Source organism: Alteromonas sp. ABD4_190, assembly GCF_056160105.1.
Genome location: NZ_JBSWWN010000001.1, coordinates 2,602,638 through 2,627,896, shown reverse-complemented (window position 1 = coordinate 2,627,896; position 25,259 = coordinate 2,602,638). Strand labels below are relative to the sequence as shown.

General features: G+C 45.0%; 20 protein-coding genes. 11 read left to right on the top strand and 9 right to left on the bottom strand.

Features of this window, described 5'->3' with window-relative positions:
- The first annotated feature begins 49 nt into the window (after nucleotides 1-49).
- Entirely contained in the window at nucleotides 50-1,399 is a 1,350-nt protein-coding gene (gene gorA / locus ACXAFM_RS11570; RefSeq protein WP_474834622.1) for a glutathione-disulfide reductase, read from the top strand.
- Between the two features lie 173 nt (nucleotides 1,400-1,572).
- On the opposite strand, the gene ACXAFM_RS11565 is transcribed toward gorA, so the two are convergent.
- Nucleotides 1,573-3,804: a molybdopterin oxidoreductase family protein gene (locus ACXAFM_RS11565; RefSeq protein ID WP_474834620.1), complete on the bottom strand. Its 2,232-nt coding sequence runs from the start codon at nucleotides 3,802-3,804 to the stop codon at nucleotides 1,573-1,575.
- A 259-nt stretch (nucleotides 3,805-4,063) separates the two neighbouring features.
- Here ACXAFM_RS11565 and ACXAFM_RS11560 point away from each other — a divergent pair, with 259 nt between their 5' ends.
- A complete protein-coding gene (locus tag ACXAFM_RS11560) occupies nucleotides 4,064-7,399 on the top strand; it encodes an amidohydrolase family protein (protein WP_474829604.1) in 3,336 nt (1,111 codons plus the stop codon).
- 76 nt (nucleotides 7,400-7,475) lie between these two features.
- On the opposite strand, the gene ACXAFM_RS11555 is transcribed toward ACXAFM_RS11560, so the two are convergent.
- Nucleotides 7,476-9,020, bottom strand: coding sequence for a hydroxymethylglutaryl-CoA reductase (locus ACXAFM_RS11555; RefSeq protein WP_474829602.1), 1,545 nt, complete (start codon nucleotides 9,018-9,020; stop codon nucleotides 7,476-7,478).
- A 432-nt stretch (nucleotides 9,021-9,452) separates the two neighbouring features.
- Here ACXAFM_RS11555 and ACXAFM_RS11550 point away from each other — a divergent pair, with 432 nt between their 5' ends.
- From ACXAFM_RS11550 to ACXAFM_RS11520, 7 genes are all read left to right on the top strand, one after another.
- Nucleotides 9,453-10,706 carry an HlyD family secretion protein gene (locus tag ACXAFM_RS11550; RefSeq protein ID WP_474829600.1) on the top strand — a complete coding sequence of 418 codons (1,254 nt, stop codon included), beginning with the start codon at nucleotides 9,453-9,455 and terminating at the stop codon, nucleotides 10,704-10,706.
- 2 nt (nucleotides 10,707-10,708) lie between these two features.
- Nucleotides 10,709-12,985, top strand: a complete 2,277-nt coding sequence (locus ACXAFM_RS11545) for a peptidase domain-containing ABC transporter (RefSeq protein ID WP_474829598.1) — start codon at nucleotides 10,709-10,711, stop codon at nucleotides 12,983-12,985.
- Nucleotides 12,982-13,293: a helix-turn-helix domain-containing protein gene (locus ACXAFM_RS11540; RefSeq protein ID WP_179984757.1), complete on the top strand. Its 312-nt coding sequence runs from the start codon at nucleotides 12,982-12,984 to the stop codon at nucleotides 13,291-13,293. The genes ACXAFM_RS11545 and ACXAFM_RS11540 overlap by 4 nt, the downstream gene beginning before the upstream one ends.
- A gap of 47 nt (nucleotides 13,294-13,340) precedes the next feature.
- Entirely contained in the window at nucleotides 13,341-13,562 is a 222-nt protein-coding gene (locus ACXAFM_RS11535) for a hypothetical protein (protein ID WP_474829596.1), read from the top strand.
- A gap of 112 nt (nucleotides 13,563-13,674) precedes the next feature.
- Entirely contained in the window at nucleotides 13,675-14,673 is a 999-nt protein-coding gene (locus ACXAFM_RS11530) for an ATP-grasp domain-containing protein (protein ID WP_474829594.1), read from the top strand.
- A 209-nt stretch (nucleotides 14,674-14,882) separates the two neighbouring features.
- On the top strand, nucleotides 14,883-15,212 hold the full coding sequence (locus ACXAFM_RS11525; RefSeq protein WP_474804333.1) for a type II toxin-antitoxin system PrlF family antitoxin: 330 nt from the start codon (nucleotides 14,883-14,885) through the stop codon (nucleotides 15,210-15,212).
- A 20-nt stretch (nucleotides 15,213-15,232) separates the two neighbouring features.
- Complete coding sequence (locus ACXAFM_RS11520) at nucleotides 15,233-15,688, top strand: type II toxin-antitoxin system YhaV family toxin (protein WP_474830572.1); 456 nt, start codon at nucleotides 15,233-15,235, stop codon at nucleotides 15,686-15,688.
- 208 nt (nucleotides 15,689-15,896) lie between these two features.
- Here ACXAFM_RS11520 and hslU read toward each other — a convergent pair whose 3' ends face one another.
- From hslU to priA, 5 genes are all read right to left on the bottom strand, one after another.
- On the bottom strand, nucleotides 15,897-17,225 hold the full coding sequence (gene hslU / locus ACXAFM_RS11515; protein ID WP_118491788.1) for an HslU--HslV peptidase ATPase subunit: 1,329 nt from the start codon (nucleotides 17,223-17,225) through the stop codon (nucleotides 15,897-15,899).
- A gap of 82 nt (nucleotides 17,226-17,307) precedes the next feature.
- On the bottom strand, nucleotides 17,308-17,832 hold the full coding sequence (hslV, locus tag ACXAFM_RS11510; RefSeq protein ID WP_025257580.1) for an ATP-dependent protease subunit HslV: 525 nt from the start codon (nucleotides 17,830-17,832) through the stop codon (nucleotides 17,308-17,310).
- A 163-nt stretch (nucleotides 17,833-17,995) separates the two neighbouring features.
- A complete protein-coding gene (locus ACXAFM_RS11505; RefSeq protein WP_474829592.1) occupies nucleotides 17,996-18,733 on the bottom strand; it encodes a hypothetical protein in 738 nt (245 codons plus the stop codon).
- Between the two features lie 72 nt (nucleotides 18,734-18,805).
- Nucleotides 18,806-19,396: an SPOR domain-containing protein gene (locus ACXAFM_RS11500; RefSeq protein ID WP_474829590.1), complete on the bottom strand. Its 591-nt coding sequence runs from the start codon at nucleotides 19,394-19,396 to the stop codon at nucleotides 18,806-18,808.
- A 132-nt stretch (nucleotides 19,397-19,528) separates the two neighbouring features.
- A complete protein-coding gene (priA, locus tag ACXAFM_RS11495; protein ID WP_474829588.1) occupies nucleotides 19,529-21,718 on the bottom strand; it encodes a primosomal protein N' in 2,190 nt (729 codons plus the stop codon).
- Between the two features lie 452 nt (nucleotides 21,719-22,170).
- Here priA and rpmE point away from each other — a divergent pair, with 452 nt between their 5' ends.
- A complete protein-coding gene (gene rpmE, locus ACXAFM_RS11490; RefSeq protein ID WP_012519872.1) occupies nucleotides 22,171-22,383 on the top strand; it encodes a 50S ribosomal protein L31 in 213 nt (70 codons plus the stop codon).
- Between the two features lie 174 nt (nucleotides 22,384-22,557).
- On the opposite strand, the gene ACXAFM_RS11485 is transcribed toward rpmE, so the two are convergent.
- Nucleotides 22,558-22,875 (bottom strand): hypothetical protein, encoded by a 318-nt coding sequence (locus ACXAFM_RS11485; protein WP_474829586.1) that lies wholly within the window; start codon nucleotides 22,873-22,875, stop codon nucleotides 22,558-22,560.
- A gap of 625 nt (nucleotides 22,876-23,500) precedes the next feature.
- On the opposite strand from ACXAFM_RS11485, the gene ACXAFM_RS11480 reads away from it, so the two are divergent.
- Nucleotides 23,501-24,736 (top strand): malic enzyme-like NAD(P)-binding protein, encoded by a 1,236-nt coding sequence (locus ACXAFM_RS11480; protein ID WP_474829584.1) that lies wholly within the window; start codon nucleotides 23,501-23,503, stop codon nucleotides 24,734-24,736.
- A gap of 163 nt (nucleotides 24,737-24,899) precedes the next feature.
- On the opposite strand, the gene metJ is transcribed toward ACXAFM_RS11480, so the two are convergent.
- A complete protein-coding gene (gene metJ, locus ACXAFM_RS11475) occupies nucleotides 24,900-25,232 on the bottom strand; it encodes a met regulon transcriptional regulator MetJ (protein WP_014950979.1) in 333 nt (110 codons plus the stop codon).
- Nucleotides 25,233-25,259 lie beyond the last annotated feature (27 nt).

Sequence of the window (25,259 nt, the reverse complement as noted above, 5' to 3'; positions counted from 1 at the left end):
GTTTATGCTTGTGTTCACGATCGTAAAACCGATAAAGAAGGCTTTTTGAATGACACATTTTGATTATATTTGTATTGGCGGTGGCAGCGGTGGTATCGCATCTGCAAACCGTGCAGCTAAACACGGAAAGAAAGCCGCCATCATTGAAGCTAAAGATATTGGCGGTACGTGCGTAAACGTAGGCTGCGTACCTAAAAAAGCCATGTGGTACGGAGCCCAAATTGCTGAAGCTGTTCACCGCTACGCGCCTGAATACGGGTTCGATTTGTCGATAAATCACTTTAGTTGGGACAGCCTTATTGCCAGCCGCCAAGCCTACATTGAGCGTATCCATGCCTCTTATGACCGCGTACTTACTGCAAACGATGTAACACTTATTCGTGGTTTCGCAAAATTCATCGATAACAATACAGTAGAAGTAAACGGCGAAAAGTATACGGCTGATCATATTACGATTGCCGTTGGCGGTCACCCAGTAATTCCAGATATTGAAGGCGCCGAGTACGGCATTGATTCTGATGGTTTCTTTGCATTAAAAGAGCAACCTAAGCGTGCTGTTGTGGTTGGTGCTGGATACATTGGCGTCGAGTTAGCTGGCGTACTTCATGCCCTTGGCACAGAATCGCACCTAGTGGTTCGAAAACACGCACCGCTTAGAAATTTTGATCCCATCATTCATGAGACCTTGGTGGATATGATCCACGCTGAAGGCTGCAAACTGCATGACCATGCCAGCGTAGAGAAAGTAGAAAAAGCTGACGATGGCGAATTATCAGTACATTTAACCAATGGTGAAGTGCTTAAAGCTGACTGCTTAATTTGGGCAATTGGCCGTAAGCCGTCTACCGACAAAATTGATATAGAAAATACCGATGTTGAGTTAAGTGATGATGGTACAGTTAAAGTAGATAAGTACCAAAACACCACTGCCAAAAACGTGTACGCAGTAGGTGATATTACCGGTGAGGCAGAGCTTACTCCAGTAGCAATTAAAGCGGGTCGCTTACTTAGCGAACGCTTATTCAATGGCCAAAAAGACGCTCACATGGATTATTCAATGATTCCAACCGTGGTCTTTAGTCACCCACCTATTGGCACAATTGGCCTAACTGAGCCAGAAGCTATTGAAGAATACGGCGAGGACAATATTAAAGTGTACAGCTCTAGCTTTGCGTCTATGTACACAGCGGTAACCCGCCATCGTCAAATGACCAAAATGAAACTTGTGTGTGCAGGTAAAGATGAAAAGGTAGTAGGTCTACACGGTATTGGCCATGGCATGGATGAAATTTTACAAGGCTTTGCCGTTGCCATAAAGATGGGCGCTACGAAAGCTGATTTTGATGCGTGTGTGGCAATTCACCCTACCAGCGGTGAAGAGTTTGTTACAATGACTTAAGTGTGTGCACTTCACTGTTTGACTTAGTGTAGAAAAGCTTTTTTAGCGTTACTCTTTCAGGATAGCTACATAAAAGTTCACAGGTGAACGCGCAATGAGTAGAAGACCTACTTGTTGAACATACCACTGAAAAACGGCATTTACTTTTAAGTAGATGCCGTTTTTTTATATGCTTAACTTACTTTTTCTAGTTCAACGGGCACACCATTTAACACTGCATTACCAGACAGTTCGTCTACCTGCATGTCGTCAGTAAGTATGTTGGTGTTCACGCCTGGATGCTGACTTGCTACAGACAACTTAGTACCTTTTTTGTTGTGACCCCACCCATGAGGTATAGAAACCACGCCAGGCATAATTGCATCGGTGATTTCAGCCTCTATGGTGAGCGCGCCCACTCGCGATTTCACGCATACCTCATCGCCATCTGCAATGCCGTATTTTTCCCCATCATCAGGATGAAGCTGCAGCGTACAGCGGTTATTACCTTTCACCATACGAGGGCTGTTATGCAGCCACGAATTATTAGTTTTAATATGCCGGCGCCCTATTAAAACAACGGACCTATTTTGCGGCGCAACACGGTTCGCTTTTCCAAAGAAATGCGTGTTCACCCTATCTAAATCAGCCATGAAGTAATCAAAATCTAAGTGAATCTTCTTATCTTCATGGAACAAGGCGTGAGGCAAAGACGGCTGTAGCGGCCCTAAGTCGATACCATGTGGGTGTGCTTTAAGCGTATCAATCGACAATCCATTTGTGGGACTAGCCTTTGAAATTTCGCTTGAGTTAGCCTCCGCGCCTTGGTTTTTATTTGCGCTTCGACCATAAAGGCCTGCTTGCAACAAATCATCGACCACACCTTTAGGCTGCTTGCCCCAAAGCGCGGCATAGTGATCCGTATTTTTCCCATTTAGCGCATCGAGCCTTTCTGCTAACGAAAGGTATATTTGCCAGTCGCTAAGCTGGTCTTCATCACTATCCACCACAGCTTCGGAATATTTAGCAAAATTACGCACCGCAAAATTGTGAAATACAATGTCGTAGTGATCGCGCTCTAGCGCAGTTACTGGTGGAAGAATGACATCAGCATGACGCGAGGTTTCGGTAACATAAAAATCAACCGCAACCATAAAATCAAGTTGCGAGAATGCTTTATCAAGCTGTTCTGCATTGGGCGTAGTAACAACAGGATTCCCTGCACCTACCACCATGGCTTTAATTTGCCCGTCTCCTGGGGTAAGGATTTCCTCAGCCAAACAGGCTACAGGATACTCACCCGCGAACGCCGGAAGCCCTCTTACGCGAGAGGTAAATCCACCCATGCTGCCCTTGCCTGATACAGGTAATACGTCAGCGGCTGGCTGAGTAAACATCATGCCACCCCGCTTGTCCAGGTTTCCGGTGAGCATATTAAACAGCATGATAAGATATTGGGTTAATGTGCCAAACGCTTGTACGCTAGCCCCCATCCTGCCATAGCAAACTGCAGACTCGGCATTGCAGAAATCCACAACAAGCTGAGTGATGTGTGAAGCAGAAATACCGGTTATATCGCTCACTTTTTGCGGTGAGTAATCGTGAACGTATTTTTCAACCGCTTTTATATCTTCAGCATAAGGTAAAATTTCATCCATTTTGTGCAGTTGCTTTTCAAACAACACATGCAGCATAGCTAGTAGTAACAGCGCATCACTGCCAGGACGTATAAAGTGATGTTCACAGCTGATATCAGCGGTTTCACTGCGTTTAGGGTCAATAACGACCACTTTCCCTCCGCGCTTTTGAATCCCCTTCAAACGTTTTTTCACGTTTGGTACCGTCATAATGCTGCCGTTGGATGCCAGCGGGTTCCCGCCAATGATCATGAAATGCTGCGTGTGGTCGATGTCAGGAATAGGAATTTGAGAGATATGACCAAAAAGTCGTCGACTAACAATGTGATGTGGCAACTGGTCAACGGAAGTAGCGGAATAGCGGTTGTGCGATTTCAGCGCACGGTAAAAATAAGGCCCAAATAATATTGAACCCATATTATGCGCATTAGGGTTACCTAAATACATACCTACCGCATTTTTACCGTGGGTCTGTTGAATGCGGTGCAAATTATTAGCAACTAGGTCGAAGGCTTCATCCCACGAAATCTCTTCCCAGGTGCAGTCTTCCCATGCGCTGTTTCCTCCTTCAAGTCTTACCCTTTTTACTGGGCGCTTCAATCGATCAGGGTCGTCGTACAAGTCTTTGAGCGCACTGGCTTTCGGGCAAATATGACCTTGGCTAAAGGGATTATTTTTATCCCCTTTTATTGACAATATTTGACGGCCTTTCGTCGCTACCTCAATACCACACATTGCTTCACAGAGCGTACAAGTAGAATAATGCAATTGTTGTTCAGCGTTGCTCACGGTAATTCCTACACAATTCATTGTTAATGACTTGTTACGAAATTAGCGATTATCGCTGTAATAGACAAGCATCATTGAAAGTGATGATGTATTCATTGAACGTTAAATTTATACCCACAATCGCATTAGCTAAATGAATCTTGCCTACTTTGAAGTAAGATTAACCTTAGATTCACAATTCAAGAGTACGTAGTGTCCTTTTAAGTCATGTACTCTGATGTAGACAGAAAATAAATAACAAGCACTTGGAAATACAATTATGATAACGACAAAGAGAAGTTTACTGGCCATCACGCTAGTAAGTGCTTTGGGCTTAAGTGTAGTACCTACCACATACGCCCAGAGCGACAGTGAAGAAAAAACAGAATCGGACATTGAAAAGTGGGACGTCAATAACCCACCTTATGCACTAAACGAAGTTACCATCAAAACCAATGAAACCACGTGGTCTAGCTTAGACGTGGCGCCAAATGGCGAGTTTATGGTTTTCGACATGCTCGGCGATCTTTACAAAGTGAGCACAAAAGGCGGCGATGCAACGCCGCTTACCCAAGACTTCGCTTGGAATATTCACCCTTCCATTTCTCCTGACGGCAAGCAAATCGCATTTATCTCGGATAAAGATGGGTTAAGCAACGTATGGGTTATGGACATTGACGGCGGTAATCTTCGTCAAGTAACTAAAGAGAAAAGTAACCTTATCCACTCTCCTAAATGGAGCCCCGACGGCGAATACTTAGTTGTTACTAAAGGCATTATGTCTAGCCGCAGTATTCCGGCGGGCGAGATTTGGATGTACCACAAATCAGGTGGCGACGGCCTACAAATTAAAGCCCGCAACAGCGGAAAGCGCGACCAACAAAACATTGCCGACCCTGTATTCTCTCATGACGGCAAGTACATTTACTTTACCGAAAATACCGTTCCGGGTGCCCGCTTTGAATATAACCGCGACCCGTTAGAAGGCATTTTTGCTATCACTCGCTACGACCGCGAAACCGGCGAAGAGAGCCGCTATATTAGCGGTACGGGCGGCGCTGTAGTCCCTACACCTTCACCTGACGGTAAATACATCGCTTTTGTTCGTCGCGTTAAAGATAGAACCGCACTTTTCATTAAAGACATTAAGACAGGCGTAGAAACACCACTGACGTTGGAACTAGAGCGAGATATGCAAGAAGGCTTTGGCTCGGAAGGTTACTTTGCCTACTTCGACTGGATGCCAGACAGCAGCAAAATCGTATATTGGACAGGCGGTAAATTCCACACTATAAACGTGAAAGACAAAACTACCAGCACAATGAACGTAACCGTTGAAGGCACGGTGAAATTTGCTGATGCGCTTCGCTTTGACGTTGATGTAGCCCCTGATGAATTTGACGTTCGTATGATCCGTTGGTCTCAAATGTCGCCTAATGGTAAGACCGTACTCTTCCAAGCGTTAGGTAAACTTTATGTGCGCGACGTTAAATCAGGCAAAATTAAGCGTTTAACGAAACAAAACGACCATGACGAATACTATCCGCGCTTTTCTAACGACGGAAAATCGATTGTTTATACGACTTGGAATGACCAAGACCTAGGCACCGTTAGCGTGGTTTCTGCTCGTGGGGGGAAAGGAAAGGTTATTACCCAGATGCCAGGTCACTACATTGAGCCGTCGTTTTCTGCCGATGGCGAGAAAGTCGTCTTCCGCAAGTTTACCGGCGGCTACTTACTAGACCCCAAATACTCGGTTGAGCCAGGAATTTACGTAGCAGACCTTGAAAAAGACACAGTAGAAAAAGTCTCTGAAGGCGGCTACAACGCGCATTTCGCAGGTAACGACGACCGAGTGTATTTTACCGAATCAGCGGGCGGCGAAGCGTATTACGAAACCCAACTTTCAAGCGTAAACCTTAAGGGTAACGACAAGCGAACTCACCTTTACGGTGCAGATAAGGTTAGTGAGTACAAACTTTCACACGATAAGAAATGGGTTGCGTTTGTTTACCAGTTCAAAACGTACGTGGCGCCATTTGTCGAAAATGGCAAGCGCATTACCATAGGTCCGAACATGACCTCGCTGCCGGTAACGCAGCTTTCAAGCCGTGCAGGTGAATACCTGACGTGGTCGCCTGACAACAAAACCCTTAGCTGGTTTAACGGCCCTACGCTATTTAGCCGTTCACTTGATGAAGCCTTTGCCTTTGTTGATGGCGCAGCGGAAACCTTGCCTGAGCCGGTCGCTGAAGGTATGGATTTGTCGTTTACCACAAAAGCTGACAAACCATCTGGCTACAAAGCCTTGGTTGGCGGTAAAGTGGTAACCATGCGCGATGCCGACAACACCCAAGAGGTGATTGAAGATGGCGTTGTGCTGATTAAAGACAACCGCATTGAAGCAGTGGGTAAACGTGGCGATGTGACCATTCCCGATGATGCAATGCAGATAGACACAACGGGTAAAACTATTATCCCGGGGCTTGTTGATGCACATGCTCACGGCTCGCAGGGCCGCAATGAGATTATTCCTCAGCAAAACTGGAGTCAGTACTCGAATGTGTCATTCGGTGTTACGACCATTCATGACCCTTCAAACGACACGACAGAAATCTTCGCTGCGGCAGAACTTCAGCGTAAAGGCGATATCGTTGCGCCGCGTATCTACTCCACCGGCACGATTTTATACGGTGCAGAAGGCCTAGGTTACAAAGCGATTATCAACAATTATGAAGATGCCTATTTCCACGTAGAGCGCTTAAAAGAAGCCGGTGCTATTTCAGTAAAAAGCTACAACCAGCCCCGTCGTGACCAGCGCCAGCAAGTGCTGTGGGCGGCAAAAAATCAAGAGATGATGGTGGTGCCTGAAGGGGGCGGTAAGCTTCAGCAGAATCTGACCATGCTGGTAGATGGCCATACGGGCCTTGAGCACAGCATTCCTGTGGAAAAAGGCTACAGCGACGTCACTCAACTGTGGAAAGCCACAGAGTTCGGCTATACGCCGACCTTTGTTGTGTCGTACGGCGGCATGATGGGTGAAGAGTACTGGTACGACAAAACTGAAGTCTGGAAGAACCCGCGTCTTCTTCGTTATACCCCGTCGACTATTCTAGATAGTCGCGCGATTCGCCGACCTACTGCGCCAGAAAATCAGTACAACCACCAAAACGTAGCAAGCTACGCCAAAGAGCTTCGAGATAATGGGGTCAGTGTACATATTGGCGCACACGGCCAGCGCGAAGGCTTAGCTGCGCACTGGGAGCTGTGGATCATGGAGCAAGGCGGCTTCACGCCTTGGGAAGCGCTACGCGGTGGTACTATTGATGGCGCGAAACACCTGGGTATGGGCAAAGATCTTGGCAGTATCGAAAAAGGTAAGCTTGCTGACCTAGTTGTGATTGATGGCGATGTGCTTAGCGACATTAGAAAGAGTGAATTCGTAGAATACACTGTACTAAATGGACGCGTATACGAGTCGGCCACCATGAACGAAGTAGGCAGTAAGAAAAAACGTAAACCCTTCTTCTTTGAACAAGACAATGCGACCTTTATGCCGCAACAAACGGCTGATGAAGTGGAAGCGAAAGCGCACCACTATCATTGGGAGCATTAGTAAATGAACCGCTAAACAAAAGGGGCTTCACATTATGTGAAGCCCCTTTTTACTTTCCGTTAGTTAAATTTACTTGCTACCGGTTACGCCCATACTGTTCGTGTGACGACACCCAGTCTGACGAACTAATGGCTGACGCTAGCGATATCTCACCGGCCAACACCACAGACGCCACAATTTCTGCAAATTTATACACGCGATCCCGCCCATAACAATCTAGCAACTCTAAGCACTCTCGCTGTGTACCAATACCGGTACCGCCGCCATAAGTAGCGACAATAAGCGATGGTATGGTGATAGACACATACAGGTCACCGTCATCAGTAAGCTCTGAATACATCATGGCCGCCGACGATTCAGATACGTTTGCAACGTCTTGCCCTGTTGCTATAAACATAGCAGTTATACCGTTTGGCGAATGAAGACCGGTGTTATTCACACCAGATAAGAAAGACCCTACACCAGCCACACGGCCGTGGTAATCAATTTGCTTCGGGTCAACACGCATTACTTCTAACAAATGCTCTCGTTTAATAGTGGCTTCAGCTGTCACCCGTTTACCACGGGTACGCATAATGTTTATTTGAGAGGCTTTTTTGTCGGTAGCAAAGTTAGATTCAAGATAGAAATTCTCTATCCCCTCGTAATGGTCGAGTATCCACCCGCATGCTGCAAACGTAGCGCGCCCGACCATGTTCTGACCTGCAGCATCACCGGTTTTAAAATTAAACCGTAAGAACGCAAATTTATTCGAAAGGAAATGGTCGATATAGGTTAGCTTAGCAACGCTTGAAGTAGCCTCAGCTTCTTCTTTTATCTTCTCAAAGTTTGATTTTATCCACTTAACGAAGTCTCTGGCACCTCGCGCATTCTCAAAGATAAATACCGGCGCGCGCTGCATGGCATCATCAACTACTGTTGCCGTTACGCCACCACTCATGTTAAGTAACTTCATACCGCGATTGTATGATGCTACTAACGTGCCTTCAGTAGTTGCTAGTGGCACAACAAACTCACCTTGTGCGTGTTCACCATTAATGGTCAACGGCCCAGCAATACCGATAGGAACCTGTGCCACGCCAATGAAATGCTCGATATTGCCTTTAAGCGCTTGCGGGTCAATTGAGTACTTCCCTACGTGGTCTATTTTCTTGCCTGTAGCGCTTTCAAAATATCCTTGGCGTGTTTTTATAATGCTTTCGCCATAATCATCCATATCGTCACGAGGAATAAAGGCACTGCGTTGTCCTGGCGCAGTAATATTATCTTCTACTTCGAATTTAAGCTTTCCAAAGGGTGATGCAGAAAAGCAAATACCCAATTTGCGCTTTTCAGGGCATGGGGCTTCATCAATGTCTAAATGCACGGTAATGGTTTGACGCAAGCCAAACGGCTCCCCGTCCGACTTATTTAAAGCTTCTACAGAAATACAGGTGTCAGGAGTAAGTTGGAGTGAAATTTTTTCTTCGGGAATTTTTTCGCCATCAAGGGATATCCATTTTACTTCCTTGATTGTCGCGTCTTTTAATCTGTTTTTAAGAGAAAAAGATAAGCCTTTATTTGTTTTTGTAAGGCTTGCACGTGTGTAAAGTTGTTTTAAAAGTATGCTGGGTACAAACATCTTGCTTCCTTCTACGTATTCTTACCGTGTTATTTTCATATTTCCTTGTTTTTTATAGCACATTCTTTAGACACTTCTATGACTTCTTTGCATCTCTTCGCCGTTTTCTTGCGCAATATCAACTTTCAAATTTAGGCCAAGCGCTTTCAAAAATGCGCCAAGCCCAATGCGGCTGCATGCTACCGAAAAATAGACCTTAAGCACTCTTCATTCGCTTCTCAAGCCGCCTAAAGTAAATACCGTCACTGCAGTAACGTTGACCACAAGGTATCTGGTAGTAACAAAATGGAGGCGTCACGGAATACGATGCCAAGGATTAATCGCCGATATGGAAGCGGCAGCCAGATACTCTTTATGTGCAAACTAGCACTTAGAAAAAGGGTTACTTTATCAGGACCCCAAGCGCAAGTAGCGAATTATATAGGGATGAAGATGAGAACAGGGTTGTTTAGAAAAGAAGTTATTGATGAGCAATCAAATGCCGTTGAGGGGAGCTTTTTAATGACCCCTAAACCAGCCTATTCAGCAATAGCAGGGCTGCTTGTCGTGTGGATTGTGGCGGTTGCTGCTTACCTGAACATGGAAAGTTATGCGCGAAAAGCTTCGGTAACTGGATGGCTAGAACCCAGCCATGGTGTTTTCAAGCTTTATTCAGACGCAAGGCGAGGAAAAGTGCTCGACGTCATAGTCAGTGAAGGTCAATTAGTCGAAAAGGGCGCACCTCTAATAAAAATTAGCTACAGCAGCGAGGATGCATTAGGCCATAGAGTCAGTACCCAGTTACTTGCCGAACTAGAATCGAAACAAAATCGCACTCACCAGAGTATTAAGCGCCTGCGCACTTTGCACCTAGCCCAGCAGCAGCGCTTGGAAGAGCAGCTTTCCCAAGCAGAACATACTTCAGCAACGTTGAAAGACATTATTGCTCTAACCCAATCACAGTGGCTTCTAGCATCTAAACAATGGGAAAAAGCACAAACCTTACTTAAGCAGGGACATATTAGCCGTGCCGACTTTGAAACCCATTCGCTTAATCGCTTAAATGCAGAGCAGAAACTAGCTTTAGCAAAAAAGGATTGGAATAGCGAGCAAGCCAACATAGCAGCAATAAATCATGAACTCGCTACCTTGCCTGAGCAACAAGCCAACGAGCTGGCAAATATAGAGAATACTTATAGCGATCTCACCCAACAAATTGTGAGTCACAAAAGTAATGCTGAAGAGATAATTTATGCCCCTCGCAGCGGCGTGATATCAGGCCTTCATGTAAAGACGGGATATACCGTTGACAGCGCTCGCCCTCTACTCACTCTACTCCCTCAAAATGCTGACATTCAAGCGCGAATCGCAGTACCCGTGCGCTCAGCAGGATTTTTACAAGAAGGCCAAGCCCTACACATACGATATGACGCGTTCCCTTATCAAAAGTTTGGTGTGCAGTTTGGCGAGATAGTCAATATTTCTTCGTCGCTTGTTTTACCGGGAGAACTTGCCGATGTTCCTATTTCAATTAGCGAGCCAGCCTACTTGGTTACTGCCACCTTAGATACAAACGAAGTATTGGCTTACGGCAGCAGTATTTCATTGAAAGCAGGCATGACATTTTCGGCAGATGTTCAATTAAGTCAACGCACGCTTATGGAATGGTTAATGGAACCGCTCTATAGCATTAAAGGGAAGCTGTAATCATGATGAGTTTAACACACCCTCTTTCGGCACAACTGTTTCATACAACAAGCAGGGTACCGGTTATTCTGCAAAGCGAAGCGGCTGAATGCGGACTTGCTTGTATGGCAATGATTGCACAGTACTACTCCGATAAGCGCGACCTTAATACTTTGCGTCAAAGCATATCCGTGTCACTACGAGGAACGACCTTAAAAGACGTAATGCGAATTGCCAGTGACCTGGGCTTTCAAACCCGAGCGGTAAAGATAGAAATGGAGCATCTTGCGCAGTTATCTTGCCCAGCCATTTTGCATTGGGATATGAACCACTTTGTTGTTTTGACAAAAGTGAGAGGGAAGCATATTTTCGTTCATGACCCCGCCCTAGGTAAAAGAAAGCTCAATTTTGAAGAAGCCTCAAAGTACGTTACGGGGATTGCGCTTGAGGTCTCACCAAGTGACACATTTAGCCCCAAAAAGTCTGCGCCTCAACTTGGGCTTACTCAGTTTTTCTCCCGTGCCATCGGCTTCAAACGCAACTTACTAACGCTTTTCGCATTATCAATAGTGCTGCAACTTTTTGCCCTTGCTGCACCTTACTACATGCAAACAGTGGTTGATGATGTATTAATTTACAATAACGAGGCCTTGCTCAAAGCTCTTGCTATTGGCTTTGCCCTATTACTGGTTATAGAAACCTTTACAAGCGGTATAAGAAAGTTCGTTATCTTGTCCGTTTCATCTCGCCTACAGCTACAGATGTCTGCATCTGTATTCAAGCATCTTTTAGCTCTTCCCTTAGACTATTTTGATAAACGCCATATTGGTGATGTGGTATCGCGCTTTGGTTCCCTGGCTAGCATTCGGGAATTTTTAACCACTGGGGTCGTTACCGCCATGCTAGATGGAATAATGGCAATCGTCACCTTGGCCGTGATGAGTTTATATTCCTTCAAGCTTACTTTGGTAGTCGTCGTGATCATGGTCATCTATCTAGCCATTCGTCTGGGACTTCTACCATTCATTAAAAGGCATACCACTGAGCGCATTGCTCTGGCCGCTACTGAACAGAGCCACTTCATGGAAAGTGTGCGGGCAATTTTACCTATTCGCGTGTATGGGCAAGAGATACAGCGCCATGGCCTATGGCAGAACAAGCTAGTTGCAACACTTAACAAAGACATCACCTTAGGGAAATTTAACATAGGTAGCACACTGGCAAACCAATTTCTGTTTGGCGTTGAAAACCTAGTCGTTGTTTACATTGGCGCGAACCTTGTCATGCAAGGCTCCCTTTCAATAGGCATGTTGCTGGCTTTTATGGCATATAAGACAAGGTTTGTAGGTGCTATTGACGGTATAGTTAATAAGCTTATTGAGCTCAATATGCTAGGCGTTCATTTCAACCGTTTAAGCGATATTTTACTTACACCAGTAGAGCAAAAAACCAAAACTCACCCGCTACATAATACAGAGCGTTCGCTCGGCGTACAGCATACACATACGCCCAATAGCTCGGCTTCTACCTCAGATTCACCTAACTCTCCCCTATTTAACTTACTCGATGCTGACTCGCCGGGAAGTAGCACTTTCGACGATGACGCTTTGTCAGGCACTACCGCGCTTAGGATAAAGTCGCTTAGCTACCGCTATGGAGAAAATAGTGAGTGGGTATTTAAAAACCTAACACTTTCAGTAAAAACCGGCGAAATCGTAGCCATTATCGGTGACAGCGGCTGTGGCAAAAGCACCTTACTTAAGTGCTTAATGGGCCTTTATCCAGCCTCGCAAGGCAGTATAGAGCATCCAAGTACTGTAAATCCTGTCATCGCTTCTGTGCTTCAAGAAGACGCCTGCTTAAGCGGTACTATTGGACAAAACATCTGTTGCTTTGAAGAAGCCCCGAACCTCAAGAAAATGGTTTATGTAGCACAACTTGCCTGTATCCATCACGACATTATGCACATGCCTATGCAATATCATTCGCTAGTAGGCGATATGGGTAGCAGTTTGAGCGGTGGGCAAAAGCAGCGCCTGCTTTTAGCAAGAGCACTATATCAAGAGCCTGACATTTTGTTCTTAGACGAAGCGAGCAGCCACCTAGATATGGCCAATGAAGCTCAGATAAATCATCACCTCAAATCCTTGAGTATGACTCGAATTATTGTGGCACATCGCCCCCAATCTATCGCCTTGGCAGACAAAATTTATCGCCTAGAACAGGGCACATTACAACCATGCTCTCCCTCTGAAGTAACAGGAAGCGCAACATCTGGTAAACACGGAGAAACCCTATGAAAAACCATGAAGTAAGAGAACCCGCAGTATTGATGACAGCTGCTGAGCGCATGCAAATAGATGCGAGTGGCATTACCGCTCGTGACACCGTTATTCCCATGGACTGTTTGTCGAAACGTGAGCTACAGGTAGTACACAAAATAATGGAAGGCCGCTCTAACAAAGTGATCGCCTCTGAGCTATTCATCAGCGAGCGAACCGTTAAGTTTCACTGCGCCAACATTTATAAAAAACTCAATATCAGTAGCCGTTCAGCACTTATCGCCTGCTGCTTTCGAACCCTTTACCGAGAAGTGGTTTCGCTTTAAGCGCATCCACTTCTTCACTCAACACGCCACTACAAGGAGCGTACTTTATGAAACACCATCAACTAAATCACAACCAACCAAATCTAACCCCACCAGCAAGCACCGAGCCCGTTGCTTTAGCGGAAGCGCAACTGTTTGAAGTATCCGGCGGTCTACGCGTTCGTTTAAGCGATACCGTGCCGGTAGTTGGCCCTTCCCCCAAAGAACCGGTTTATATCACCATGGCTATTGGTGAAGGCGGCGGCAAACTACCAGATATTTTGTCATAGCATTAACCCCCTTAGCGTCAGCATATGGATAGCCAGTGTTTACGAACTGTCCATGTGTTGCGCTTTTTAAAAACAATACTCTTTACCCATAACCCGTTAGCAAGGAGCGCGAATGCACGTTGCACTTTTAGGAAGTGAGCAAGATCCACAAATTCAACACGTAGCGAAGGCGCTTAGTCAAACAGCTACCCCTTTTTATATCGCTAATACGCAACAATTCGGTACAGCTTGGAGTATTAGCTATGACCCTGATTTTGACGACGGATTAGTCCATTTCAATTCACCGACACTATGTGACCAACCCAGAGTGACTTTTTCGAACACCAAAGCGGCCTACTGGCATGAATATTTGCCGGGAGCTTCGTTGACAGCATCAGGTGAGAATACTCGACCCAATCACGCTGTGAATAATCAGATTAAGACAGATGAGCTTAACAATAAGCCACCTAACCTGTTAGCTGATGCTACTTGGGTCGAGCAAGAACGGGCGAGCACCTTACTGTGTTGGTTTAGCTATAGCGACATCAAATGGGTGAACTCTATCGATGCTGTAAGAAGCCATCAATGTAAGCCTTACCAGTCACGGGTTGCAGGCAAGTTGGGTGCACATATACCCTACACCTTCGTTGGCAATGCCCCCGAAGTCGCCTCTCAGTTTTGCAACAACATGCGAGAAGTTATTTATAAGCCAGTACGCGGCGGTCGCACGGCGCAGTTTGTAAATAAACAGTCTAATATGCGCCCGCTCCTAAATTCACTTTTAAATGAGCGCCCTGTGACCTTCCAAAAATACATTGTGGGCGAAAATGTACGTAGCTATGTACTAGGCGATGATGTGCTAAGCGTACAAATCGACTCAAGCGAACTAGATTATAGAAACGACGACAATGCCAGTGTGTCTGTGACTATTATCCCAAACGAGGTACAGCGTCTGGCTATTGAAATTTGCCAAGCATTAGATATGCATTGGTGCGCAATCGACTGGCGCAGAAGTGCGAAGGGAAAGTACTTTTTTCTAGAGGCGAACCCGAGTCCCTACTTTTTAAAAGTAGAAAATGATACCGGTCTAGATATAACAGATAAATTGGTGGCACTGCTTTTTAAATATTAGCGTTAGATTATTTTTAAGTGCCTAACGCTTTCCGATTAGGTCAGGCAATAAAAGTCAAAGATCTTAGGTGGGAGTACACTATGCACTTCGTCTATACATTAGTAGCCGAAATACTTTATGACCTAACGCAGCAAGGTAATGCATTTGCATTACCTTTAATGCCGTACTAAAATTTGGAGTAACCTAGTTTATATATTTTAGAGGTTGTTATGACACGCGCTGCTTTAGAAACTGAATCAACGCTTACTGAACGATTCCAAACTACAGTACCTAGTTCTGTTCGTCAGGCATTACGTTTAAGTAAAAAAGACAAAATTAAGTATGCCATTCAAGCTGACGGTAGCGTAGTTATATCGCGTGCAGAAACACAACAAAACGACCCTGTAATTGGCGAGTTTTTGACGTTTATAGCTCGTGATATCCAGGCTCACCCAGAGAAGCTAGAACCGTTATCTACGAGCATGCGTGAGAGCGTTAGTGAATTGATTCAAGGTGTCGAAGTTGACCTAGACGCTCCTTTATTGGATGAGGATGAGTAAGTTTGCAAAAAGCGATACCAATGGTCGTAAACGGTTGGACACTTTATGCTCATCCATTATTTAAAGAGCAGTATCTCAGTCTTAAAGGGGAGGTTGAAGCTCTACGGGAAAAAGATCCGCAAAATTACAAAAAGAAAAATGTTACTAAGCGTTTAGCGGCTATCCAAAGACTGGCCTTTGAACTCATCCCCCATGATCCTACTCACGCAAGTTTCCGCCAAGGAAATACATTGGGCGATGACAATAAGCACTGGTTTAGAGCAAAGTTTTTTCAACAGTATCGACTGTTTTTTCGATTCCACCTTGAGTCAAAGGTTATTGTATATGCATGGGTAAATGACGAGAAAAACAAACGAGCTTATGGAAGTAAAACAGATGCTTATAAAGTTTTTGAAAAGATGGTGAAATCTGGTCACCCACCAAAAGAATGGGCGGATCTTTTAAAAGCAGCCAAAAATGAATTACTCCCACTTTAAACCGCCTGCTTGTTCTCTTTTAGCTAAGAAGCTCATAGTTATTTATAGGTTAGAAACATACAGGCACGCGGGCATTTCCCACCAATGGCACTCTTCAATATAAAATTTCTGATTTACAAATTGTCGACTTGGTTAGCCAAAAAATTATGAAGCCTCCCCTTTAATTGGACAAACCAACTACAGGAAGAGGCCTCTACTTAGCATTTATTTAAAGGATGAAACGCGACAGGTCTTCGTTATCTACCAAGGTTTCTAGGTGGCTATTAACGTAGTCTGCATCAATCACGAACGACTCACCACTTTTCTCTGAAGCATCAAACGAGATATCTTCCATTAGGCGTTCAAGCACCGTATGCAGACGGCGAGCGCCGATGTTTTCAGTGCGCTCATTCACCTGCCAAGCCGCTTCGGCTATACGCTGAATGCCAGAATCGTCAAAACTGATATCAACCCCTTCCGTTTTCATTAACGCAACATACTGCTGAGTTAATGATGCGTTTGGCTCGGTAAGAATACGTTTAAAGTCGCCCACTTTCAGCGCAGCAAGCTCAACACGAATAGGCAGTCGCCCCTGAAGCTCTGGGATAAGATCAGACGGCTTGCTCATTTGGAATGCACCTGAAGCAATAAATAAGATATGGTCGGTTTTAACCATGCCGTGTTTTGTCGACACCGTAGAGCCTTCTACAAGTGGAAGCAGGTCACGCTGTACGCCTTCACGAGAGACATCGCCTGACGTATTGCCTTCACGCTTACAAATTTTGTCAATTTCATCGACAAACACAATACCGTGCTGTTCTACTGACTCAATGGCTTTTTCTTTCAAGTCTTCTTGATTTACAAGGCGTGCCGCCTCTTCTTCAATAAGCAGTTTGAACGCTTCTTTAATTTTCAGCTTCTTCTTTTTCTTTTGCGAACCCGACAAGTTTTGGAACATGCCTTGAAGCTGATTAGTCATTTCTTCCATACCAGGAGGCGCCATAATTTCTACGCCCATCTGTGGAAGTGCCACATCAATTTCAATTTCTTTGTCGTCTAAATCGCCCTGACGTAGCTTCTTGCGAAATGCTTGGCGTGTGCCGCGATCTTCAACGTCTTCTTTGTTGCCCCACGCGTCTTCTGGTGGAGGAAGCAAAACGTCTAAAATGCGCTCTTCCGCCGCTTCTTCAGCACGGAATTTCACTTTCTTCATTTCGTTTTCTTTCGTCATTTTTACCGCGATGTCGGCAAGATCACGAATGATGGTTTCAACTTCTTTACCCACATAGCCCACTTCGGTGAACTTTGTCGCTTCAACTTTAATGAAGGGCGCGTTAGCAAGTTTAGCTAAACGGCGAGCGATTTCGGTTTTACCCACCCCCGTTGGACCAATCATCAAAATATTTTTTGGGGTAACTTCTTGGCGCAGCTCAGGCTCAAGCTGCATACGACGCCAGCGGTTTCTAAGTGCAATAGATACAGCGCGCTTGGCATCTTGTTGACCGATAATGTGTCGGTCTAACTCGTGAACAATTTCTCTTGGTGTCATCTCAGACATGAATAAACCCTTTTCTAACAATACTTGTTGTACTTGCTACGCAAACGAGCGACAACAAGCCAATAACAGCGTTCGCTATTACTTAGTAATCTAGTACATCAACCGTTTGGCTATGGTTAGTAAATACGCAAATATCACCGGCAATGGTCAGCGATTTTTCAGCAATTTCCTTAGCGCTTAGCTCGGTATTGTCTAAAAGTGCAGTAGCTGCCGCTTGTGCATAGTTACCACCAGAGCCAATCGCGATAAGATCTTGCTCTGGCTGCACTACGTCACCGTTACCGGTAATGATGAATGACGCTGTTTCATCGGCTACAGCAAGCAGGGCTTCAAGTTTGCGTAACGCCCTATCGGTCCGCCAGTCTTTGGCAAGTTCAACCGCGGCCTTGGTTAAATGGCCTTGGTGCGCTTCAAGCTTGGCTTCAAAGCGCTCAAATAGCGTAAACGCGTCGGCCGTGCCGCCCGCAAAGCCCGCTAGAATTTTGTCGTGGTACAAACGGCGCACCTTGCGCGCATTCCCTTTCATTACGGTGTTGCCTAGTGATACCTGTCCGTCACCAGCCATTACCACTTGATTCCCACGTCGTACAGATACAATCGTTGTCACGTTATTTCCCCGTTTAGCTGGGCGCTGCTGCGTTTTATATGTACCTTTTTCGCGGAACTAAGGCAGCAGCGTAATAATTCAATAACAAATAAGTGGGGGAAGGCTTTTTAATTTCAAGGGTGAGACAAAAGAATGTGCGCTCAGAGGTACCTACTATTTGGGCTTAGCGAAATCGATAACTTTCGATGTCAAAACCAAAACTACTTTCATAACCTTTTACATACACCCAACCTCTGTTCGGTAGGCGTTTGTGCTCGCTTTCCCCTAAGCATAAGCGCCCATCGGACAAAGCTCCGCTCTCTTTTAGCAATAGTGAGTGTCGACAGTGTTTAGAGCCGCTTCCTTTTTCATAAGCAAATTTTCGTTCTATCTCTTGTTTGTCGGACATTAAGTGAAGCGTATAGGGCAATGCCGTATCAACGAAACTAAAACATAAGAAAAAGGCTAATAGCGGCATACCAAGTAACGTCATTTTTCCACGCAAATCTTTAGTCACAAACTGTGCGTGTCGCTTATCAACGAAAATAGTGAGGTAATAAAAGGCGCTATAAACAACAGTGAGAAGAGCAATGGCCCAATTCGAATTGTCTAGCCAAGCATTGATCACGATAAAATTGGTGAAAACCGTTACAAACAAAGCGCCGATAAGTACCAAAAAGGTAATGTTCGATATGCGTGTGATCAGGTGTAGTTCAGACCATTTGGGTCGAGAAATGTGATCGTCTTGAAGGGCGCTATCCGCATCATCAAATGGCAGCGTAGCTCGCCTAGAATCGAGCTCGTTCTTCGCTGCCTGATAGCGCTCTGGAAAGGCCTGCTTATCGATATTTTCCAGAACGTCTTCAAGCTCTTCTATGCTATAAGCGGCGTAATCTGGTTGTTCGGTGATGGCAAAACCCATTGATACTTCCTTGTAAATACATACTTCCGCTACGCGCTATGCAGCGCATTAAGTGTCACCTACAATGAACTGCTACAAATTCCAGTACCAAATTTGGCATGTGGCAATGTTTACCTTACGCAGACTATGCTTGGCTTTTTCCGCATCGCGCTTAGATTCATATGGGCCAAGAATAACGCGGAACCAATCGCCATTGCTGCCGGTGCTGTGTCTGATAAGAGCTTCTAAACCCTGAAATGCAATTTTAGCTTTCATCTCTTCAGCCTGGGCCCGGGTTCTAAATGAGGCGCACTGCATAAGATAGCGTTTGTCAGACTTTTCCTGCTCTCTTACTTCAACTTCTACTTCATACCCTGGCAGGGTCTTAATGTACTCCCATTCTTCTTCAGGCAACTCAGGTAAAGACTCTTCTGTCGGGGCAACAGGTCGTGAAGCTTGAGTATCTACGTCATCCTCTACATTGTCTTTTATCGACCATAAAAATACACCGAAGCCAATCACTAAAGCGAAAATGCCTATAAGACGCACGATAGGAAGCTTCCCAGAAACTGGGGCGTTAGCTTGTGCGTTTGTTCGCGTATTTGTCGCCGGCTTTCTACCTTTACCAGCGGGCTTCTTTTTTTGAGGAGAGCGTCCACGAGAGACATAATCGCGTTGAGCCATAGTCGGCAATATTCCTACTTGTTATCGTTGTTTGTATGCGTAAGAAAACGTCATATACCAAGTCTATTAGAAGGGCTGGTGTTTCAGCCTCTTCAACCTTGCTAAAATTTTAACGTATTGCTACCTAACAAGCTAACTGAAATCGGTAGGATCGATATCAATCGACCACCTTACCTTCATAGCCTGTGGTAACGCCTGTAAAAATGGCAGTGCCAAACGCAGTGCATTGTGAAGCGGCGCACGCTTTTCATGGCTGCATACCAGCATAAACCGAAACCTGCCTTGCCGCTTTTCAATTAAACAAGGAAACGGACCGTTTATATCAATGGCGTGCTGTTGATTAAACACCTGCTTACTTTCCTGTAGAAAGCGATAAGCCAAACTGCTATCGGTAGCCTCTGCGCGAATAACAAACTGGCTAATAAAAGGGGGTAACCCTGCTGCCTTACGCTCCATTAAAGCGTGTCGCGCGAAATGCCCATAGCCATTGTGCACTAAATCTTGTAGTAAAGGGTGATGAGGATTATGGGTTTGAAGCCACATTTCACCAGGTTTACTGGCGCGCCCCGCTCTTCCAGCAAGCTGAGTAACAAGCTGAGCGAGCTTTTCTGGCGCTCTAAAATCGGCACTAAAAAGGGCACCATCACAATCTAGCACTGCTACTAGAGTGACATGAGGAAAGTGATGACCCTTTGATAGTATCTGGGTTCCTACCAGCAACTGGTACTCTTGGCGATTAATAGCATCAAGGGTTTGGTGAAGCTTGTCTTTACCCCGCACAGTATCGCTGTCTATTCTTACCTGTTTAACGCCGGGAAATAAGCTTGCTAGCCCTTGCTCAACTTGCTCTGTCCCCGTACCTGCGGTAACTAATTCATTGTGATGGCACGCTTCGCAGTTTGATGGCATTGAACGCATGCCACCGCAGTGGTGGCACTGTAACCGGTTTTGGGCTTTGTGCACGGTATAAGGGCGATCACAACGCTTACACATTGCGGTCTCACCGCAGTGATGACAGAGTAGCGCTGGCGCATAACCTCTTCGGTTTACAAACACCAACACCTGATTTCCTGCGTTAATGTGCTGACGCATTATCGTTAACAGGCCTTGTGAAATGCCGTAATGAATAGGTTGGTCGCGCGCGTCCAACACATGCTGATGGGTGCTTTTCGCACCTCCCGCTCGCTTGGTTAGCTGTAAATGAGCATAGCGGCCGCTTAACGCATTATTAAGTGTTTCAAGCGCGGGCGTGGCGCTGCCTAGCAAAAGAGGAATCTTATGCTGCTTGGCACGCATGGCAGCTAAATCACGAGCGTGGTAGCGCAGCCCATCCTGCTGCTTAAACGACTCGTCGTGCTCTTCATCCACAATCAACATACCTGGATTATGTAATGGCGTGAAAATAGCCGAGCGGGTACCAATAATAATACCAAGTTCGCCAGCTTTAGACCGCTGCCAAACGTTTAACCTTTCTTTATCAGAGAGCTGAGAGTGTAAAACGCCCACCGCAATGCCAAAGCGCTTCTCAAAGCGTGACACGGTTTGCGGTGTAAGCCCAATTTCTGGTACAAGAATAAGCACCTGTTTTCCTTCGCGCAGTAAGGGTTCAATGGCTTGAAGGTACACTTCCGTTTTACCGCTACCGGTAACCCCTTCAAGTAAACTTACCGCGAAGTTACCTTGCTGACGATTAAGCGCAGCAATGGCAACTGACTGCTCAGTGTCTGGAATTGGCTTTTCAGAAAGCGATAACGAGGCAAGCCAGCTGCCTGGCTTAAATTCAGGTGTTATTTCTTCAATACGTACCAAAGACTTTTCAACAAGCGCTTTAACTGCAGGAGCACCATACTGCTTTCGCGCTTGCGACGCTAATAAGGCTCCACCAGCCAGTGCAGCAAAGCAAGCTTGTTGCTTAGGTGCTCGCGATAGCGTTTCTGCAGCCGTTTGCACACCTTCTTCGGTAAGCATTAACATGTCTTGTGGTGTGGGAGCCGCCGACTCGCCTTTGCGTAATAAAACAGGCAACATGGCGTGCAGTACTTCACCCGGCGCATGGTGATAATACTGCCACAGCCACTGTGCCATTTTCAGCAACACATCATCTATAATGGGGCTATCGTCAAGTACCGACTCGATAGCTTTTAACTTGTCGACGTTGTCAATTTCACTTTCAGGCTTTTGGAGGGTTTCAACGACCACACCCACCAATTTGCGTGGGCCAAAAGGCACAATCACTCTGACACCCGCACTGAGTACGTTATCGTGGGTATATGTGAAAAGTTGGCGCAGTGGCACTGGCACGGCAACTTGGATAAAGGCCATTGCGAACGTTCTACCTTATTTGATGGCTGTTACAGCGCGTAATGCGCTTACTAAGCTTCTTATATTGAAACTAATAATACTGAAGCTACTTGCAGACCCATATATTACAGCAGTTTGCGCTGCTAACAGTTAGCTACACATTTTGCTATAGCGCACAATTTTACTATTGACGCTAATGGGCCTAGCCTTGAAAGACAAATATTTAAACATACTTTACGTTAAAGCATAAAAGGAATGTTTTTCGTTTAGCTCTCTTGGGTAGCCTTCTTGCCAAGCTGCTTTGTTTAACAATTGGGCAAAAACCACTTGATCATGCCACATCCATCCTATATTATGCGCCGCTCTTTTTGCGATGGGTTGTTCTTTGAACGACTTATCATTTGAACTAAGTAACGTATGGTGTGCGACTTCGGGTTGTATAGCGATACGGCCTTATTATTTGAGGTAACCCAATGAAACAAGATATCCACCCTAAATACGAAGAAATCACAGCTACTTGCTCATGTGGTAACGTAATGAAGATTCGTTCTACGCTTGGTAAAGACATTAACCTAGACGTATGTTCTTCATGTCACCCATTCTACACTGGTAAGCAACGTAACGTTGATACTGGTGGTCGTGTTGATCGCTTCAAGAAGCGTTTCGGTGCATTGGGCAAAAAGTAAGCCTGATATCGAGTTCGAAAAAAGCGCCTTCATGGCGCTTTTTTATTGTCCAGAGATAACTATTCACGTTAGTAGACTAACATTGAATAGCTTCCACTTATGCAAGCGCCTCTAATCAAAGCTAATTGATCATATCAATATCGCGTACATTTGAGACCAAAGCGCTCATTATGCTTAATGAAGGTTTTCGACTCTTACCAAGTGCTTTTCCCAGTCCCCTCTACTTTGTTTTTTACACGCTTCCTCACTGTCGAAATAAATTCCAGCTGGACTAGACTTAATAAATTCAAGGGCTATATTCACCTGGTTTATGAAGTCCATATCCCAACCGTTAATCAATGCTTGCTGCTTCTCTTGCTCCGTATTAAATACGGCAATAACTTTCGGCGCTTTCCAAGGTCCTAAATGCGTAAGCCATACGAATCCATTATCGTCAGATTTTACGTTTTCACACACATCTGTTAGCACTGCGATTAGTTTTTTCTCTGTCATATTCTTTGTCTTCAAAACGAGTTTGAGAGGCCATTTATCGTATTTTATCAGAAAAACAATAGTGAAAATAAAGAGGTCTATCTTTGTGAAATATTATCCAATACTGTTTTTTCGAATATAAATCGATAAGCATCTTAGCACCCGCGCCTATAATACACCTTCAAAATGAAGTGAGACTTAAAAATAAATTTTATGAATGACAATTATAGACTTATTTTACTGGTCTAATTAGTATGCCTACCCTACATTGGTAATTGAAAATTCTGATCAGATATGTACACAGTGATTGGCTGTGTTAGAGTTGCGATCGGCACCTTGATAGTGAGCATTAATTTTATGAATAATGCTTAACTGCTAAGGCTTGTGGCGCTTTTGGATATAAATTCAGGTCTAAATGTTAGACCTATATCAACAGCGATATGTTAGGGAAATCAGGAAGAGTTAACGCTAGGTCTGCAGTTTCCAACGTACCACACTAGTGCTAACAACTATTTATAATCACTTTTGTCATTAGTTAGTTGTAACGCGCTTATGTTTATCTATCTATAACTACAACGATAATAAAATAGCTACAGAGCGTGAACAAAAATACCGATGAACCCTACATCTAAGGATACCTTTTTACATGTCAGATTTTAGACAACGCGCACTCGACTATCACGCCAAACCCACACCTGGAAAAATTCGCGTAGAGCTATCTAAGCCAGCCGATAGCGTCGACGACCTTGCTCTTGCCTACAGTCCGGGCGTTGCCGAGCCGGTGAGAGAAATCGCCGAGGATGCAGATAACGCTTACAAGTATACGGGCAAAGGTAACTTGGTTGCGGTTATCAGTAACGGAACTGCGATACTAGGCTTAGGTAATTTAGGCCCATTAGCTTCAAAGCCAGTAATGGAAGGTAAAGCACTTCTGTTTAAACGCTTTGCTGGTCTAGATGCCATTGATATTGAAGTAAAGCATCGTACGACCGAAGAGTTCATTAATACCGTGGCGAATATTGCTGATACGTTTGGCGGTATTAACCTAGAAGACATCAAAGCACCTGAATGCTTCGAAATTGAGCAAGAGCTCATTAAGCGCTGTAAAATTCCAGTATTTCATGATGATCAGCATGGTACCGCTATTGTAACCGCAGCAGGTATGCTTAACGCTCTAGAGATTCAGGGCAAAAATATAGAGAACGCTAAAATTGTTTGCATGGGCGCCGGAGCAGCAGCGGTTGCCTGTATGGAGCTACTGATTAAGTGTGGTGCCCAGCGTGAGCGTATCTACATGTTAGATAGAAAAGGCGTTATCCACACTCGTCGCGAAGATTTAACTGAGCACAAGAAGCTGTTTGCTAACAATACTGATAAGCGCACCCTTGAAGATGTAATGGAAGGCGCAGATATCTTTGTCGGTGTATCAGGCCCTGATGTTTTACCGCCAGAAGCGCTTTCTTTGATGGCTGAAAACCCAATTGTATTTGCATGTTCTAATCCAGATCCTGAGATAAAGCCTGAACTTGCTCACGAAGTGCGTAAAGACCTAATTATGGCTACTGGCCGCTCAGACTATCCTAATCAGGTAAACAACGTGCTGTGCTTTCCGTTTATTTTCCGCGGTGCTTTAGATGTTCGCGCTACAGCCATTAATGATGAGATGAAAGTGGCGGCGGTTGAAGCTCTTCGTGCTATTACGAAAGAACCTGTACCACAGGAAGTATTGGCCGCGAGTAAAAGCGATAGTCTGACATTTGGTAAGGAGTATATTATTCCTAAACCTATGGACCCACGTCTGTGCGAGCGTATAGCTACCGCGGTATCTAAGGCGGCTATTGAGTCGGGTGTTGCACGAGTACCTGAAAGCCCAGAAAAATAAAGTTCTGGCGCACAAGGCTAAAAAAGGTTGGGTTAACGCTCAACCAATATTTGCTAAAAAGTGCGCTTAAAGAATACAAGTACATAAAAAAACGGCGCTGTGTTGTAGGCTATAAACTAGTAAAGCCTTACAACACAGCGCCGTTTCTCTTTAATACTAAATATCAGTCGTCTTCAGACACATCATTTTCGAAGCTTGGGTCAATGCCCATTTCTTCCATAATACGCCTAGCTTCAGCCGGCACGCGATTAGGATTGTCTTTACGCAAGTCATCATCGTTAGGCAATGGCTGGCCAGTAAACGCGTGTAAAAATGCTTCGCACAACAGTTCCGAATTAGTGGCGTGACGCAAATTATTGATTTGGCGGCGGGTACGCTCATCAGTAAGTGCTTTAAGCACATTAATAGGTATAGAAACAGTGACTTTCTTTACCTGCTCGCTCTTTTTCCCATGCTCTGCGTAGGGGTGAATATATTTACCGTTCCATTCTGCCATTGTACTAACTCGGTCTACTCTTTTTAT

Coding starts and splice junctions, on each gene's coding strand:
- gorA (WP_474834622.1), top strand. CDS start 50: ATGACACATTTTGATTATATTTGTATTGGCGGTGGCAGCGGTGGTATC.
- ACXAFM_RS11560 (WP_474829604.1), top strand. CDS start 4,064: ATGATAACGACAAAGAGAAGTTTACTGGCCATCACGCTAGTAAGTGCT.
- ACXAFM_RS11555 (WP_474829602.1), bottom strand. CDS start 9,020: ATGTTTGTACCCAGCATACTTTTAAAACAACTTTACACACGTGCAAGC.
- ACXAFM_RS11550 (WP_474829600.1), top strand. CDS start 9,453: ATGAGAACAGGGTTGTTTAGAAAAGAAGTTATTGATGAGCAATCAAAT.
- ACXAFM_RS11545 (WP_474829598.1), top strand. CDS start 10,709: ATGATGAGTTTAACACACCCTCTTTCGGCACAACTGTTTCATACAACA.
- ACXAFM_RS11540 (WP_179984757.1), top strand. CDS start 12,982: ATGAAAAACCATGAAGTAAGAGAACCCGCAGTATTGATGACAGCTGCT.
- ACXAFM_RS11535 (WP_474829596.1), top strand. CDS start 13,341: ATGAAACACCATCAACTAAATCACAACCAACCAAATCTAACCCCACCA.
- ACXAFM_RS11530 (WP_474829594.1), top strand. CDS start 13,675: ATGCACGTTGCACTTTTAGGAAGTGAGCAAGATCCACAAATTCAACAC.
- ACXAFM_RS11525 (WP_474804333.1), top strand. CDS start 14,883: ATGACACGCGCTGCTTTAGAAACTGAATCAACGCTTACTGAACGATTC.
- ACXAFM_RS11520 (WP_474830572.1), top strand. CDS start 15,233: ATGGTCGTAAACGGTTGGACACTTTATGCTCATCCATTATTTAAAGAG.
- hslU (WP_118491788.1), bottom strand. CDS start 17,225: ATGTCTGAGATGACACCAAGAGAAATTGTTCACGAGTTAGACCGACAC.
- ACXAFM_RS11505 (WP_474829592.1), bottom strand. CDS start 18,733: ATGGGTTTTGCCATCACCGAACAACCAGATTACGCCGCTTATAGCATA.
- ACXAFM_RS11500 (WP_474829590.1), bottom strand. CDS start 19,396: ATGGCTCAACGCGATTATGTCTCTCGTGGACGCTCTCCTCAAAAAAAG.
- priA (WP_474829588.1), bottom strand. CDS start 21,718: ATGGCCTTTATCCAAGTTGCCGTGCCAGTGCCACTGCGCCAACTTTTC.
- rpmE (WP_012519872.1), top strand. CDS start 22,171: ATGAAACAAGATATCCACCCTAAATACGAAGAAATCACAGCTACTTGC.
- ACXAFM_RS11485 (WP_474829586.1), bottom strand. CDS start 22,875: ATGACAGAGAAAAAACTAATCGCAGTGCTAACAGATGTGTGTGAAAAC.
- ACXAFM_RS11480 (WP_474829584.1), top strand. CDS start 23,501: ATGTCAGATTTTAGACAACGCGCACTCGACTATCACGCCAAACCCACA.
- metJ (WP_014950979.1), bottom strand. CDS start 25,232: ATGGCAGAATGGAACGGTAAATATATTCACCCCTACGCAGAGCATGGG.